Source organism: Psychrobacter sp. UBA3483 (assembly GCF_002377905.1).
Lineage (GTDB): Bacteria > Pseudomonadota > Gammaproteobacteria > Pseudomonadales > Moraxellaceae > Psychrobacter.
The window spans coordinates 1-13,932 of the sequence record NZ_DFQS01000072.1 but is presented as its reverse complement, the minus strand read 5'-3'; the positions used below and the strand labels follow the sequence as shown (position 1 = coordinate 13,932).

Annotated in this window: 14 protein-coding genes and 1 pseudogene; 5 read left to right on the top strand and 10 right to left on the bottom strand. The window is 43.3% G+C overall.

Going from position 1 to position 13,932, the window contains the following annotated elements:
* The first annotated feature begins 106 nt into the window (after positions 1-106).
* Together B2866_RS12815 and B2866_RS12810 are read left to right on the top strand one after the other, a co-directional pair.
* Positions 107-1,108, top strand: a complete 1,002-nt coding sequence (locus B2866_RS12815; protein WP_144296907.1) for an LLM class flavin-dependent oxidoreductase — start codon at positions 107-109, stop codon at positions 1,106-1,108.
* A gap of 48 nt (positions 1,109-1,156) precedes the next feature.
* The gene (locus B2866_RS12810) at positions 1,157-1,309 is read left to right on the top strand and encodes a hypothetical protein (protein ID WP_190295496.1); all 153 of its coding nucleotides are present in this window, start codon (positions 1,157-1,159) and stop codon (positions 1,307-1,309) included.
* Positions 1,310-1,428: 119 nt separating this feature from the next.
* Here B2866_RS12810 and B2866_RS12805 read toward each other — a convergent pair whose 3' ends face one another.
* The 6 genes and pseudogenes from B2866_RS12805 to ispF form a co-directional block, all read right to left on the bottom strand.
* A complete protein-coding gene (locus B2866_RS12805) occupies positions 1,429-2,388 on the bottom strand; it encodes an AEC family transporter (protein WP_144296906.1) in 960 nt (319 codons plus the stop codon).
* A gap of 223 nt (positions 2,389-2,611) precedes the next feature.
* Complete coding sequence (locus B2866_RS12800; RefSeq protein WP_191690910.1) at positions 2,612-2,815, bottom strand: ChaB family protein; 204 nt, start codon at positions 2,813-2,815, stop codon at positions 2,612-2,614.
* A gap of 192 nt (positions 2,816-3,007) precedes the next feature.
* The gene (gene mnmG, locus B2866_RS12795; RefSeq protein WP_289048286.1) at positions 3,008-4,903 is read right to left on the bottom strand and encodes a tRNA uridine-5-carboxymethylaminomethyl(34) synthesis enzyme MnmG; all 1,896 of its coding nucleotides are present in this window, start codon (positions 4,901-4,903) and stop codon (positions 3,008-3,010) included.
* 258 nt (positions 4,904-5,161) lie between these two features.
* Positions 5,162-5,710: a hypothetical protein gene (locus B2866_RS12790; RefSeq protein WP_296194981.1), complete on the bottom strand. Its 549-nt coding sequence runs from the start codon at positions 5,708-5,710 to the stop codon at positions 5,162-5,164.
* 201 nt (positions 5,711-5,911) lie between these two features.
* Positions 5,912-6,262 (bottom strand): Grx4 family monothiol glutaredoxin, encoded by a 351-nt coding sequence (gene grxD / locus B2866_RS12785; protein ID WP_068408679.1) that lies wholly within the window; start codon positions 6,260-6,262, stop codon positions 5,912-5,914.
* Between the two features lie 217 nt (positions 6,263-6,479).
* A pseudogene (gene ispF, locus B2866_RS12780) lies at positions 6,480-6,956 on the bottom strand (2-C-methyl-D-erythritol 2,4-cyclodiphosphate synthase); the annotation flags it as partial.
* 289 nt (positions 6,957-7,245) lie between these two features.
* On the opposite strand from ispF, the gene mnmA reads away from it, so the two are divergent.
* Positions 7,246-8,472, top strand: coding sequence for a tRNA 2-thiouridine(34) synthase MnmA (gene mnmA / locus B2866_RS12775; protein WP_296194976.1), 1,227 nt, complete (start codon positions 7,246-7,248; stop codon positions 8,470-8,472).
* Between the two features lie 10 nt (positions 8,473-8,482).
* On the opposite strand, the gene B2866_RS12770 is transcribed toward mnmA, so the two are convergent.
* Both B2866_RS12770 and B2866_RS12765 read right to left on the bottom strand, forming a co-directional pair.
* Positions 8,483-9,256 (bottom strand): hypothetical protein, encoded by a 774-nt coding sequence (locus B2866_RS12770; RefSeq protein WP_296194973.1) that lies wholly within the window; start codon positions 9,254-9,256, stop codon positions 8,483-8,485.
* Positions 9,257-9,394: 138 nt separating this feature from the next.
* The gene (locus B2866_RS12765) at positions 9,395-9,751 is read right to left on the bottom strand and encodes a hypothetical protein (protein WP_296194967.1); all 357 of its coding nucleotides are present in this window, start codon (positions 9,749-9,751) and stop codon (positions 9,395-9,397) included.
* Positions 9,752-9,948: 197 nt separating this feature from the next.
* Here B2866_RS12765 and purB point away from each other — a divergent pair, with 197 nt between their 5' ends.
* Positions 9,949-11,340, top strand: a complete 1,392-nt coding sequence (purB, locus tag B2866_RS12760; protein WP_296194964.1) for an adenylosuccinate lyase — start codon at positions 9,949-9,951, stop codon at positions 11,338-11,340.
* A 145-nt stretch (positions 11,341-11,485) separates the two neighbouring features.
* Here the strand turns inward: purB and B2866_RS12755 are convergent, their stop codons facing one another.
* Entirely contained in the window at positions 11,486-11,677 is a 192-nt protein-coding gene (locus B2866_RS12755) for an NF038104 family lipoprotein (protein ID WP_296194962.1), read from the bottom strand.
* Between the two features lie 158 nt (positions 11,678-11,835).
* Between B2866_RS12755 and B2866_RS12750 the strand changes: the two genes are divergently transcribed.
* A complete protein-coding gene (locus B2866_RS12750; RefSeq protein WP_296194959.1) occupies positions 11,836-13,008 on the top strand; it encodes a cupin domain-containing protein in 1,173 nt (390 codons plus the stop codon).
* 82 nt (positions 13,009-13,090) lie between these two features.
* Here B2866_RS12750 and B2866_RS12745 read toward each other — a convergent pair whose 3' ends face one another.
* Positions 13,091-13,567 (bottom strand): amidohydrolase family protein, encoded by a 477-nt coding sequence (locus B2866_RS12745; protein WP_296195180.1) that lies wholly within the window; start codon positions 13,565-13,567, stop codon positions 13,091-13,093.
* Positions 13,568-13,932: the final 365 nt, after the last annotated feature.

The window sequence follows — 13,932 nt, the reverse complement described above, 5'->3', positions numbered from 1 at the left end:
CCCCATCATATGAGCATTGAATCATCAGCCTGCTTTTTATTCCTGATATTTAAAAACTAACTATAAAAACGTCGTTGCAAGGCGACCGCATAAAAATAGGTGAATCATGAGCAACACAATTCCATTATCATTTTTAGACTTAGCACCCGTTCCCGAAGGCAAAACCATTGCTGAAGGCATTGCCCAAACCGTTGCTATCGCGCAGCAAGCAGAAAAATCTGGCTTCAACCGCTATTGGATGGCCGAGCATCACAATATGCCGGGTATCGCTAGTGCGGCGACGTCGGTGCTGTTATCGCACATCGGTAGCCAAACCAAGCGCATACGCATCGGGGCTGGTGGCGTCATGCTGCCCAACCATGCACCGCTTATCATTGCTGAGCAGTTTGGTACCTTACAGGCGTTATACGGTGACCGTATCGATTTAGGTTTAGGCCGCGCGCCAGGTACCGATGGTGCAACATTTCAGGCGCTGCGCCGTCAAATGCAAGATGCCGATCGTTTCCCGCAAGACGTCCAAGAGCTTATGTATTTCTTAGGTGATGGCACCGATGACAGTCCTGTGCAATCATTCCCAGGGGCGAAATCTAATATTCCTATTTGGATACTGGGCTCGTCTCTTTTTGGTGCCACTCTAGCAGCGCATTTAGGCCTACCCTATGTGTTTGCCTCGCATTTTGCGCCGCAGATGATGGCACAAGCGATTAATGCCTATCGCGAACAGTTTAAACCATCAGCGCATCTAGATAAGCCTTATGTAATGCTGGCGGCTAACCTGCTACTGGCTGACGACGATGCAACGGCGCATTATCACTTTACCTCAGCGCAGCAAAGCTTTGTCCGCTTGCGCCGCGGTGAGCGTGGACAAATGCCTATGCCAACTCATGATATGGACAGCATCTGGAGCCCTGCGGAAAAAATGATGGTAGACAACGCTTTATCGGTGTCATTTGTTGGTTCTGTCGAAACGGTCAAACCAAAACTGGCAGAATTTATCGCAAAGTATCAACCAGATGAGCTAATTGTCACCGCCAATGTTTATGACCAGGCAGCACGTCTGCGTTCACTGGAACTTACATCTGAGTTAAACTTGTTTACTTTACAATAACCCGCGCCGCTTGCATAATTATTGATAAACCTTAAGGAGATTATGGTCATGGAACCTTCTGCCTTTATCGGCTCATCAATATTTTTATACATCGTCGCTTTTATTGTGGTCTTGATTATTGGCGGTTATTTGACGTATCGTGTTAGCCCTAAACGCAAACATCGCCGCGTGAATAATCATGATAAAGACAATGTGAGATAACGACAATAAATCTTAAAAGTCCCCTTTTCTAATTTAAAAAGGGGACTTTTTTATAACGACTGTTTTTATTTTTATTAAAAGCGAAAGCATTTCTCATATACCTAACATTATTATCGATGCTATATCCACCCTAATCCGCGTAATATCGCCGCACCAATCGCCATACCAAACATTGCCACCACGGTGGTAAATGCTAAAATATTGGCCGCCAATATATCATTACCGCCCATGGCTTTCGCCATCACATAACTGGCCGCCGCCGTCGGTGACGCCACCATCAAAAACAGCACACCCATATGCACGCCTGATAAGCCAAAACCCAATCCGACTGCGATAGCGATTATAGGCGCAATCACAATACGTCCAATACTGGCTTGCATGGATAAACCTGACGGATGCAACATCGACTTTAAATCAATACTTGCACCCGCACAAATCAGCGCCAACGGCAATGCCACCGCTGCCAATAAGTCGCCAGTCGTATGAATAACCCCGCTAATAGGCGGCAGCGGCAGGGCTTTATAAGCAAAAGCTGCGACCAAGGCGATAATTAACGGATTGGTAAACAGTTTTTTGACAATCATTATGCTACGACTGACCCATGTATCGTCGGCGCTTTTGGACACCCGACTTAAGGTAATGACCGCTAAGATATTAAACAATATCGTCACCACGCCCATATAGACGGCACCAATACTTAAACCCTGCTCTCCATAAGCGTTGGCGACGGTTGCCAGACCGATAATCGCCATATTACTGCGAAAGATACCTTGTACAAACACCCCTTGGTCGGCAGGCTTATCGACAAAAGCCTTGGCATAAATCTCTGCGCCTATAAACAAAATAAAGGTCACAACAATACCAGCAATGATTAAAGTCATTTGTTTGGCATAATCGACCTCGCTATCAACCACGCTAAAAAATAGTAAGCACGGTAAACAATAATTAAAGACAAAGCTGGATGCTTGATCGATAAAAGCTTGGCTTGCCTCACCGCGCCTTTGCATAAAAAAACCCAACCACATCAAAACAAGGTTGGGCAATACAATAGTGATAGCAAAAATAATAGCAGCGGTCATAAATAAGCTCAGGTTATGAATATATCCAAAGCTATATTGTTAAATAAACAGCAATGGTGAGTAGGTATTTTAAAATGGGTTAGCTCAGATAACGGAAAGCTATTTTATTATAGTGTATATAACGCCGCTATTGCTGATTTGAATACGAGGGCGTGTTCTCAATTCAATCGATATATATCTAAATGGGCTAAAAATGATTAAAATTTTAAAATGAAAACACGCCCTAATCAGACTTTTTCACCCACTTGCCGTCCGAGTTTTTCTCATAACTGTTTTCGACAGCGGCCCATGCGGTAGCAAACCAGCGTGATTCATCGTCATATTGTTTACTGGCGCTATTGAATGCGGCCAAAAAAATTTCTTGCGCGTGCTTAGGCAGATTACCTTTTACCGAATCGGGCAGTTCAGATAATTTATCGTAAGGCATATCATTACTCCTTGCTAATTATTTTTCTTTTATCCTACTCTTAAACGAGCACGTCTTAAATTATCAAGTTTTAAATCAGGAAACTGTTTTGAAATTGTTAAGGTATTTGCCATAAAAAAGCCCATAACGCTTTGTCATTACGGGCTTCTTTTATAATCATAGGTTAAAGCTTTAAGATTTGCTAAACCGTTATTACGAGTTTAACGCCGCTTGGGCTTTCTTTTGTTTTTTGACGGTCATCGCCAATAGCTGAATGGCAGCAGGCGTGACCCCGCTGATGCGTCCCGCTTGGGCAAGCGTGGCAGGACGAATTTGCGCCAGCTTTTGCACAATCTCATTGGACAATCCCGACACCACACTATAATCAAAATCCATTGGCAAGGCAGTATTTTCCAAACGCTTCATCTGATCGATATCTTCTTGCTGACGGTCAATGTAGCCGGCGTATTTAACAGAAATCTCAATCTGCTCACCGACTTGGCTATCAACCTCTGAACCAGTAATCGCCGCGATATCAGTAAAATGTATTTGCGGACGTTTTAATAAATCATACGCAGTCGATTCTTTAGACAGCACCTCGCCTGTCTGCGCCGTGACTTGCTGACCTAAAGCATTAGCAGGAGTTGCCCAAATGTCTTTAAGACGCGAGGTTTCGGTAGCAATGGCTTCCATTTTTTCTTGATAGGCTTGCCAGCGCACATCATCTACCAAACCAAGCTTGCGACCCGTCTCAGTTAAGCGCTGATCAGCATTGTCTTCACGCAACAGCAAGCGATATTCGGCGCGGCTGGTAAACATACGATATGGCTCAGTGGTGCCATGTGTAATCAAATCATCGACCAGTACGCCAAGATATGCTTCATCGCGGCGCGGCGTCCAAACGTCAAACTCACTGTTTTCACAGGTGACCAGTGCCGCATTAGTACCGGCTAATAAACCTTGCACGCCCGCCTCTTCGTAGCCTGTCGTACCATTGATTTGACCGGCAAAGTACAAACGGTCAATCGATTTGGTCTCTAAAGTTGGCTTTAGATTTTGCGGATCAAAATAATCATACTCAATCGCATAGCCGGGACGCGTGATATGCGCATTTTCTAAGCCTTTCATACTATGGATAAAGTCTAATTGCACATCAAACGGCAAGCTGGTTGAGATACCGTTTGGATATAGCTCATGCGTGGTCAAACCTTCGGGCTCAATAAAAATTTGATGACTGTCTTTATCAGCAAAGCGGTGAATCTTATCTTCAATTGATGGACAATAACGTGGACCTACCCCTTCGATTTTGCCAGAAAACATCGGTGAGCGGTCTAGGTTTTCACGGATAATGTCATGGGTACGGGCATTGGTATGGGTAATATAGCAATTGACCTGTTCAGGATGCATGGACACATCGCCCATATAACTCATCACTGGTAGCGGTGTATCACCTGGCTGCACTGTCATGACACTAAAGTCAACGCTACGCGCATCGATACGCGCTGGCGTCCCTGTCTTTAGACGTCCAACGGGCAATTTCAATTCACGTAAACGGTCAGCAAGCTTGATAGAAGGCTGGTCGCCTGCGCGCCCCCCTTTTGAATTCTCAAGACCGATATGAATGACACCGCCTAAAAACGTACCTGAGGTCAGCACCACAGTTTGAGTGTTAAAAATAATACCGGTTGCCGTCACAACCGCTGTCGCGCGACCGTTTTCGACTAAGATATCATCAGCCGCTTGTTGGAATATATCCAAATTTGGCTGATTCTCTAAAGTATGACGAATGGCAGCTTTATAAAGAATGCGATCCGCTTGCGCGCGCGTGGCACGAACGGCAGCACCTTTACGACTATTTAACACGCGAAACTGGATACCAGATTTGTCAGTGGCCAATGCCATGGCGCCGCCAAGCGCATCAATCTCACGCACCAAATGCGACTTACCGATACCACCAATCGCAGGGTTACAGCTCATCTGCCCCAGCGTCTCGATATTATGCGTTAAAAGTAAAGTTTGCGCCCCCATACGTGCGGCCGCCAGAGCAGCTTCTGTGCCAGCATGACCACCGCCGATCACTACCACGTCGTAATTTTTTGGGTATTGCATGTATGCCTCACTTGACTCTCAACGCAACCGTGAGCCAGAGGCTATGGTTAAATAGCATGGCTGCCGGTAAATAAACGTCAGTCGAATTTAAAAAGAGATAACGACTCAGATGAGCCATTAAAGATAGGTTAGATAGCTGGTAATTATAACAATTTTTTGCCGCTTAAAAAACGTTATACGAAAAACTATTCAAATTAACTATTATTGCAATTAACGATCAAGGCACATCAATAGAAGCTTGATGAACCTAGGTGGGATTTATTTACCAGGGCTGAGCGGTACAATACGGTCGGACTGCCCACTTGCCAGCATATGGTGGCTGCCATAACCTTCTGGATTAATCTGCAAATAGGCATTCATCTGCCCAATAGCATCACCGTCATTACTGGCCAAGATTTGCTCTTTAATCATCTCAACCGGCGGCAACGGCAAGTTTTTTAACAGTGCCAAACGCTGAGCGTTATCGCCTTTATTAACCACAAGCTCGATAAGTTGACGCGCATCGATGGGTAAATCTGGGGTATTTTGCGCCAATAATGCCAAATGATAGGCACCGGCAGCATCTTGATCAGCGACGATACGCTGCTCAATAGCAATATAAGTCGCCTCGGTTGCACCGCCTGCCACGCTTAGCTGATGGATACATTTAAGGGCAGAATTTGGCTCACTGCCCGCCATATCGATTAAACGGGTTGATTCGTTTTTTAGATACTCGCGGCGTTTTTCGATAGCCGCTTGTTCAGCCGCCTCCTGCTGCTCCGTTAATTCTGTGTTTGGCAATTCCGTGTTTGCTAAGTGATTACTCATATAACTCTCGCTTTTAGGCAAAATATATTTATCTTGGACACTATATGGGGCTAAAAGCGATAAAAACAATAAATTGCATAGACAATAAAAAACCCGAATAGCCTTTCTTCATAAAGTAGAATGGCTATTCAGGTTTACTTTGCTGCAATTTCTAAATGATTTATTGAGGCTTATTAACTGCCCAATAAAAACGCTTAATCATTAAGCAGCAGGACTATTGGCTTCAACCAAAGGTTTTAGCTCGCCTGATTGGTACATCTGTAAAATGATGTCTGAACCACCCATCAATTCACCGTCAATCCATAATTGCGGGAACGTTGGCCAATTAGCAATCTTCGGTAACGTAGCACGAATTTCTGGGTTTTCTAGAATATTAACATAGGCAAACGGACGGCCAATTTGGGTCAAAACCTCAATCGACTTAGCAGAAAAACCACACTGTGGAAACTGCGGCGTGCCTTTCATATAAAGGATGACTTTATTGTCTTTGATTTGATCACGAATCAGCTGTTCAACATCGTTTGCAGCAGTATTTGGGGTTTGCTCACTCATAAAAGCTCCTATTTATTAAAACTATTATCAAAAAGAGATATGTCACGCTAAATTTGGCCTGTGGCTGCTACATGGGGCGATTGCCGTTTATTGCAACCCTCATCACTGACTACTAAGCCATTAGGGATTAAACATCAGGCATATTAACATCTGAAACGTTAACATCAGAAATAGTATTGCTAGCCATATTGTCGTCAGACATCATCATATTTGGTACCAATAATACCACGGCATTGGCCATAATACCCTCTTGGCGACCAGTAAAGCCCAGTTTTTCAGTCGTTGTGGCTTTAATGCTGACATTACTCACAGCTGTTTGCAAGTCACTGGCGATATTTTCACGCATTGCCAAATTATAGGGTGCCAATTTTGGGCGCTCACACATCACAGTAATATCAGCATTCCCTAAAGTATAACCGGCAGCTTGGACTTTACCATACACATAACGGAGTAGTACGCGCGAATCCAAACCAGCGTGCGCGGCATCGGTATCTGGGAAATGTTGCCCAATATCCCCAAGTGCCAATGCACCAAGCAGCGCGTCAGCAAGCGCATGGAGCACCACATCGCCATCAGAATGCGCAAGCAAACTATGGGTATGCTCTATCGGCACGCCAGCCAGTATCACATATTGCTGCTGCTCGCCCGTATTATGAAACGCATGGACATCGATACCTTGACCAATTTTTATCATTATTATTCCAAGTGAATTACTAAGTGAATGAAGGGTGATTGAAATAATTTAGAACTACTATCTAAATTTCTAAAGCGCTTTTAGGCAACTTGAGCTTGCATAGCTCGCCACCGCTTACGATTAACTGTTATAATATGACGCTTATTTTATCACAATACCCCGACCAAAATACCCCGTCCAGAAAACGAGATGACCTTATCAGTTGCCTAAGTTTATCACTCTTAGTCGTTTTATTGATAAATAGCGTCATTCCACACTTTGGATAAGGTATAAATTGTTGAGCAATTCTATGTCAGCCACGCCAAAAACCGCAAGTCTACCCGTTTCAGATTCTTTTAGCGTCCATCGTCCTTTGACGCTTGCCGATATCGAAAATCCTAGCAGCAAGCACGTCATCGTTGGTATGTCAGGCGGCGTTGACTCTTCCGTATCGGCTGTTTTACTCCAGCAAGCAGGCTTTAAAGTGGAAGGTCTGTTTATGAAGAACTGGGAAGAAGATGATGGTACCGAGTATTGTACGGCGATGGATGACCTAGCAGACGCGCAAGCGGTGTGTGACAAAATCGGCATCAAGCTGCATACCGCCAACTTTGCGATGGAATATTGGGATCGCGTGTTTGAGCATTTCTTGGCTGAGTACAAAGCTGGCCGCACCCCAAATCCAGATATTTTATGCAATAAAGAAATCAAATTTAAAGCGTTTTTAGATTATGCATTGACCCTTGGTGCTGATTATATTGCCACCGGTCACTATACGCGCCGCAGCCTGAACTATGAAAATAGCAACGGCGAAACCGTCGCCCAGCTCTTGTGTGGACTCGATAACAATAAAGATCAAAGCTACTTCTTACATGCGGTCGGCGGCGATAAAATCGCTAAAACGCTTTTCCCCGTTGGTGAGCTTGAAAAACCAGTCGTGCGTCAAATCGCTGAAGAACATGACTTGGCAACAGCTAAAAAGAAAGACTCTACTGGTATCTGCTTTATTGGTGAGCGCCGTTTTAAAGACTTTTTACAACAGTACTTGCCGGCGCAAAAAGGCGATATCGTTACCGACGACGGTCACGTGATAGGTCAGCATGATGGCTTGATGTATTATACTTTAGGTCAGCGCGGCGGCATCGGTATCGGCGGCGTCAAAGACCGTCCAGAAGAACCTTGGTTTGTACTCGCAAAAGATTTGCACAAAAACCGTTTGATCGTCGGTCAAGGTCATGAGCATCCGATGCTCATGAGTAATGAGCTGCAAGCTTATAAGCTTGACTGGGTTGACGGATTGCCGCCTGCCGATATTTTTAGCACGGAAGGTTTACGCTGTATGGCAAAATCTCGCTATCGTCAGCCCGATCAGGCCTGCCGTGTTTACGCGCTAAATGATGCCGGCTCTGAGGTTCGTGTGGTATTTGATGAGCCACAACGTGCCGTTACTCCTGGTCAATCAGCAGTATTTTATATCGATGAGGTGTGTCTTGGTGGCGGTGTAATTGCCTCTATTGATGCGCCTTGTGGGTTTTAATTCTTAGGTTTTACTCAACTACTAAGTAAACATTATAAGTCAATTGAGCAATTGGCTGAAGCTCTGAGGTAAATTGATAAAAGCGAATATCATAGCTTCCCGGCGTCCAGCCATCATATGGTTTAAAACTTACCCAATTCTGGTTACTGTCGGCGATAATATTCTTTTTCTCAAATAACAACACTTGTCCTGTTTGATTGTTGACCCATTTTACAAAAACAAAAGGGCTGGAAGGTACCTTCCCATCTGTGTCCAAATGCGCAAATAGTTTAGTATCTTTATTTAAGGTTGACGTATCTAAAGAGTTTGGCGGCATTACTTGACTTAAAGATAATTTGACATCGCCTACTAAGGGTTGATTGTCATTTGATTTGTATAGCTCTTCGACAGCTCGCTGGGCAAACCGTCTTTTATCTGAGATAACATCACTAGCGCCTTTTGCCATAAATTTGTCAACATACTGACCTAAGACGTAAGCCGGCATATCATTAACGATGCTTAAAGCTTGCTGCTGTGAGTAGTCGTTAATAGAAGGAGATAATCTCTTTGCGTTTGGATCAGCTGATAATTTTCCTGTTGCTATATTATTTGCGTAATCCTCTAACTCTACTAAAGTATTGCTTGCTTGATTAGAGCCATTTTGATTATTTATGTTTATAGGGATTTGTTGTTTTGTCTGTATAACCCGATCCATTTGCTGTTTGGTCATATACAAATAGGTGCTTAAAATACCGAATAAAAAGGCAACAAGAACAGATGAGATAAATAAGGTTTTGTCTTTCATAAGATATCATTGGTTTAATACTATAGTTGATTGAGTTGAAGGCTTCTGATTATAACTTTTAGAATATAAAAAAAGCATCCACTACCCGTGTGAATGCTTTTAAAAATAAATCGACTTATCTTTTTAAGCCGATAGATATTATTTAGCACATTGAACTATGTAACCATTAAAATTAAGGCTGCCAGCAGATATTCCTCCTGAGACTTTAGAGCCTAAAGTAACAGTATTACCCGAACATTCGTAGCTGCTCTCTTTACCACCATTAACATTAGGAATTGCGAAAGTACATGTGCCCTCTCTAGGCACATATACATTTTTACCTTCAGATTTACATTGGGCAACAGTAGGCTTAGGAGGGGTCGTAGGTTTTGTATTAGGATTCGTAGGTGCTGAATTAGAGCCAGTGTAAGATGAACCACTACTATCTGAATCACCCCCACAAGCAGTTAAAAACAAAGTAGAACCTAATAATAAGACGCCCAATAACTTATTCATTGTTTGTTCCTAGTTTGATATGAGTTTGAATTAATCCAGCAATATATCACTAGATATTTATTAAGTAAACATTGTTTTACTAATGTGAGATTTACTTTTTTAACCTACTGTTATTTATAAACAGGTTATAATTGTGCCACTAAAATTTCTGTACTGTGTTATTTACTATTTTATTTACTGTTAAATGAGGCTTGTTTATGACTCTACTTACCGCACTCTCCCCAATCGATGGCCGTTACGCATCTAAAGCCGACAGCTTGCGTCCTTACCTATCGGAATTTGGTTTGATTAAAGCCCGCGTTACCGTCGAGATTCGCTGGTTACAGTCATTGGCGGATAATAGCGCGATTGGTGAATTAGCAGCGTTTGATGCCGATACCAATGCCTTTTTAAACAGCATCGTTGATAATTTTAATGAAAACGACGCGCAAGCCATTAAAGATATCGAAGCGACCACCAATCACGATGTCAAAGCGGTTGAATACTTTATCAAAGACAAATTCCGTGGTAATCAGCAGTTAGAAGATAGCTTAGAGTTTATCCACTTTGCTTGTACCAGTGAAGATATCAACAATCTATCATATGCATTAATGCTAAAAGACAGCCGCGAAATTGTCGTTGCTAAAATGCAGCAAGTGACCGATAGCATCGTTGACTTGGCGCTTACTCATGCTGACCAGCCAATGTTGTCACGCACGCATGGTCAAACCGCTAGCCCAACGACGCTTGGTAAAGAGATGGCTAACGTCGCTTATCGCTTAGCCCGTCAAATCAAACAAATCGGTCAAGTTGAGCTACTCGGTAAAATTAACGGCGCGGTTGGTAACTATAATGCGCACTTCTCTGCCTACCCTGATGTTGATTGGCAAGCACACGCTGAGCAATTTATTGACCAACGTCTAGCGCTAACCTTTAACCCGTACACCACGCAAATTGAGCCGCATGACTATATCGCTGAATTGTTCGATGCGGTCAAACGTTTTAATACCATCTTGATCGATTTTAACCGTGATATTTGGCAATATATTAGCTTAGGCTATTTTAAGCAGCGCCTAAAAGACGGTGAAGTAGGTTCTTCTACCATGCCGCATAAGGTTAACCCCATTGATTTTGAAAACTCAGAAGGTAACTTGGGCGTGGCGAATGCGATGCTTGCTCACTTAGGTGAAAAACTACCGATTTCACGTATGCAGCGCGATTTGTCCGACTCTACCGTACTGCGTAATATCGGTGTTGGACTGGCACAAAGCATGATTGCCTATGATGCGTGTTTAAAAGGCGTTGGTAAGTTAGAACTAAACGCTCAGCGCTTAAATGACGATTTGGATCAAGCACAAGAAGTATTGGCTGAGCCAATCCAAACGGTCATGCGTCGCTACCGCGTTGAGAACCCGTACGAGAAACTTAAAGCTTTGACCCGCGGCAATGCCATGACGCGTGAAGCCATGCTAACTTTCGTTGAAAGTGATGAGTTGAATGCCGTCAGCGATACCGATAAAGAACGCCTTCGTGAGCTGACGCCTGCGACTTATACTGGTAATGCAGCTGAGCAAGCTCGCACGATTAAAGACTGGATTGCTAAGATTTAATCTCTGATCAAGCTTGAAGTAGCTAGCGGACATATTTTGAAATAAATATAAATGAGTAGGACTGCCTATTCATTTATATTAAGAAAAACATTAACCTTACCTACTATTACTTGTCTTAAAAGACAGTTAGTTAATGGGTAAGGTTTTATTTTTTATCTTTTTTATCATCGTCATCACTATCGCCCGGTATGATGGCTTTGCCGACCGCGACTGTACCTTTGACCACGCCTTTGGTAGTTTTATAAGCGATTTTAGCCGGCACGGTTACAACCTTGTGCACACAAGCTTGTAATAAAAATACGCTGGCGATAATAACGATAAAATGTAATTTTCTCATAAACTTCCTACGATTGATGGGATGTTCTGGTAGTAGCTATTGATATTGGTACGGTAACAATTACTATCAGATAGGCGATAATCATAAACCATTAAAACTTTCCTATAAAGCATCTCTTGTTATTTCTCTTATACCCATTTTTAGATATGGATTTTTCAATGACCACAATCCCTCTTTGCTTGCCCGACTCTATCACGCCTGAGCAGTTTTTAAGCGAATATTGGCAAAAAAAACCGCTCCTTATTAAGCAAGGCTTACCGCAGCTAATTGGTATGTTTGAGCCAGATGATATGCTGGGTCTGGCGCTAGAAGAAGATGCTTTGGCGCGCCTGCTGACCCAAGCCGCTACTAAGCAAGACGGCCTAGCGCAGTGGCAACTTAAAAAAAGCCCATTGGCTGAAAGCGATTTTCATAACCTACCAGCGCAGTGGACGGTACTGGTACAAAACCTTGAGCAATGGTCGCCTGAGCTTGGGCAATTGTGGCAAGCGTTTGACTTTATTCCGCAGTGGCAACGCGACGATATCATGGTGTCTTATGCGCCAAAAGGCGGCTCCGTCGGCAAGCATTATGACAATTACGATGTATTTTTAGCACAAGGCTATGGCCATCGTCGTTGGCAGCTTGGCAAATTTTGTGATAAAAACACCGAGTTTGTCGCCGATGAGCCGATCCGCTTGTTCGATGATATGGGCGAGATAATCTTTGATGAGGTATTAGAAGCGGGTGATGTGCTTTATGTACCGCCAAAATTATCGCACTTTGGCGTCGCGCAAGATGATTGCCTGACTTTTTCTTTTGGTTGCCGTCGTCCGAACTTGATGCAAATTATCGACAGTTTGGCTGATATCGCTACCAACGACAGCGATTTATTTATACCAATGCTACTGCCTCAAGCGCTGCAAGCGTCGGGTGAATTGGCAGCCAGCAGTATCGAGGCGATTAAAGAGCAGCTACTACAAATGCTGCAATCTGAGCGCGGCGATGATATCATTCGTCAAGCAGTATCTGAAGTGGTGAGTAAGCGCCAATATGATGCGCTGGTGCCAGAAGAAACGCTAGATACTGATGAGCTTATGCAGGCCCTATCAGAAGGCGCGACATTACAAGCCGACTATAGCAATCGTTTGCTGTATAGCCAAACCAATGATGGCGTGACGCTATATGCCAATGGTCAGCGCCTTGATGGTTTGGATACTGCTGCGGTCGCTGTGCTAATGCGTTTGGCCAATGGTGAGCATTTACACAGTCAAGATGTTGAGGGTATTGACCCAGACGATTTGAGCGAATGGTTAGAGAATGGTTGGGTATGGTTAGATTACGCTGAGTAATATAATACCTATAACCACTCGCCAATTATGAGTGTTGTTTAAAAATTTACCTTGAAATAAGCTGGCTATTTGTCAGCTTATTTTATGCCGCGCCTTTTTTATAACGGCTGATGCCAGCGATAATGGTTTCTTCAATCACTCTATCGTCGCCATGCATCATCAGCACAAATAACTGCTCATCGAGTGTTTTCGTCTGCGTCATTCGGCGCGCGAGTAGCTCTGTCGCGCCCATGTCTATTATCAAAAAATCCGCCTCTTTATTCGGCATAAAATTACCGATTTTATCGTCTAATAATAGCGACTGGGCGTTACCTAAAGTAATCTGATACAAGCCTTGATACGCGGATAACGGTTTGTTTTGTAGTTGTTGCACTTTATAAGCTTCCGATAAGGTGGTCAGCATCGACAAACTGGTTCCGGCGCCTACGTCAGTGGCGATACTAACGCCGGTATGACGTAAAGTCTTAGATAAATCAAACAAACCACTACCTAAAAATAAAGACTGGCATGATAAGCTTGACTGATAGTTATACGGGTATTGAGTAAGCTGACTGCCTATCTGACTACTGACTTGCTCAGGCTTAATCGGTTTGCGGTTTGAACTTTTTAATTTACCAATCGTGTATGCGTCAATTAAAAAGCGGTCATAAAGGTTTGGGTATAGGTGAGGCTAACTACCCTATTGAAAAAACGGAGAATATAAGCATGGGTCACACTCCTTTTTTGCTTAAAGTACCTCAACATTCCGTGTTGAAGCTGTCTATTAGCATTCAATGAATAAATGCTGACTAAACGGTTAACTTATAATAGCACTAACTTTATTTAACTTACGGTGGTGTTCTAAAAAGTATGCTGACATCACACATAGCCATAATTGACATAAAAGAACACCAGATCGAATACTTTTAAGTGATTATCGAGCTT

Bases quoted from the DNA above. Each gene is read 5' to 3' on its own strand.
- B2866_RS12815 (WP_144296907.1), top strand. From the start codon at position 107: ATGAGCAACACAATTCCATTATCATTTTTAGACTTAGCACCCGTTCCC.
- B2866_RS12810 (WP_190295496.1), top strand. From the start codon at position 1,157: ATGGAACCTTCTGCCTTTATCGGCTCATCAATATTTTTATACATCGTC.
- B2866_RS12805 (WP_144296906.1), bottom strand. From the start codon at position 2,388: ATGACCGCTGCTATTATTTTTGCTATCACTATTGTATTGCCCAACCTT.
- B2866_RS12800 (WP_191690910.1), bottom strand. From the start codon at position 2,815: ATGCCTTACGATAAATTATCTGAACTGCCCGATTCGGTAAAAGGTAAT.
- mnmG (WP_289048286.1), bottom strand. From the start codon at position 4,903: ATGCAATACCCAAAAAATTACGACGTGGTAGTGATCGGCGGTGGTCAT.
- B2866_RS12790 (WP_296194981.1), bottom strand. From the start codon at position 5,710: ATGAGTAATCACTTAGCAAACACGGAATTGCCAAACACAGAATTAACG.
- grxD (WP_068408679.1), bottom strand. From the start codon at position 6,262: ATGAGTGAGCAAACCCCAAATACTGCTGCAAACGATGTTGAACAGCTG.
- mnmA (WP_296194976.1), top strand. From the start codon at position 7,246: ATGTCAGCCACGCCAAAAACCGCAAGTCTACCCGTTTCAGATTCTTTT.
- B2866_RS12770 (WP_296194973.1), bottom strand. From the start codon at position 9,256: ATGAAAGACAAAACCTTATTTATCTCATCTGTTCTTGTTGCCTTTTTA.
- B2866_RS12765 (WP_296194967.1), bottom strand. From the start codon at position 9,751: ATGAATAAGTTATTGGGCGTCTTATTATTAGGTTCTACTTTGTTTTTA.
- purB (WP_296194964.1), top strand. From the start codon at position 9,949: ATGACTCTACTTACCGCACTCTCCCCAATCGATGGCCGTTACGCATCT.
- B2866_RS12755 (WP_296194962.1), bottom strand. From the start codon at position 11,677: ATGAGAAAATTACATTTTATCGTTATTATCGCCAGCGTATTTTTATTA.
- B2866_RS12750 (WP_296194959.1), top strand. From the start codon at position 11,836: ATGACCACAATCCCTCTTTGCTTGCCCGACTCTATCACGCCTGAGCAG.